This is a genomic window from Streptomyces sp. NPDC003456, assembly GCF_042878735.1.
GTDB lineage: Bacteria > Actinomycetota > Actinomycetes > Streptomycetales > Streptomycetaceae > Streptomyces.
In genome coordinates this window covers 1-1014 of the sequence record NZ_JBIAOK010000016.1, presented here as the reverse complement: position 1 = coordinate 1014, position 1014 = coordinate 1, and the positions used below count along the sequence as shown (strand labels likewise).

Sequence of the window (1014 nt, the reverse complement as noted above, 5' to 3'; positions counted from 1 at the left end):
TGGACTACCTTCCTGCGTCACCCCATCACTCACCTACTAACCGCTTGGTTCAGCGGCTCCACCACTCCCCATCACTCCGAAGAGATCAAGGGCGGCTTCACGGCCTTAGCATCACGATGCTCGATGTTTGACGCTTCACAGCGGGTACCGGAATATCAACCGGTTATCCATCGACTACGCCTGTCGGCCTCGCCTTAGGTCCCGACTTACCCTGGGCAGATCAGCTTGACCCAGGAACCCTTAGTCAATCGGCGCACACGTTTCTCACGTGTGAATCGCTACTCATGCCTGCATTCTCACTCGTCAACCGTCCACGACTACCTTCCAGTGCCGCTTCACCCGGCAGACGACGCTCCCCTACCCATCACAGCCGGCGTTGGCCGTTATGCTGCAATGACACGACTTCGGCGGTACGCTTGAGCCCCGCTACATTGTCGGCGCGGAATCACTAGACCAGTGAGCTATTACGCACTCTTTCAAGGGTGGCTGCTTCTAAGCCAACCTCCTGGTTGTCTGTGCGACTCCACATCCTTTCCCACTTAGCGTACGCTTAGGGGCCTTAGTCGATGCTCTGGGCTGTTTCCCTCTCGACCATGGAGCTTATCCCCCACAGTCTCACTGCCGCGCTCTCACTTACCGGCATTCGGAGTTTGGCTAAGGTCAGTAACCCGGTAGGGCCCATCGCCTATCCAGTGCTCTACCTCCGGCAAGAAACACACGACGCTGCACCTAAATGCATTTCGGGGAGAACCAGCTATCACGGAGTTTGATTGGCCTTTCACCCCTAACCACAGGTCATCCCCCAGGTTTTCAACCCTGGTGGGTTCGGTCCTCCACGAAGTCTTACCTCCGCTTCAACCTGCCCATGGCTAGATCACTCCGCTTCGGGTCTTGAGCGTGCTACTGAATCGCCCTATTCGGACTCGCTTTCGCTACGGCTACCCCACCCGGGTTAACCTCGCAACACACCGCAAACTCGCAGGCTCATTCTTCAAAAGGCACGCAGTCACGAGA

At 56.9% G+C, this 1014-nt stretch carries 1 rRNA gene; it reads right to left on the bottom strand.

Going from position 1 to position 1014, the window contains the following annotated elements:
• Positions 1 to 1014 (bottom strand): 23S ribosomal RNA (locus tag ACFYWG_RS33485); the annotation flags it as partial.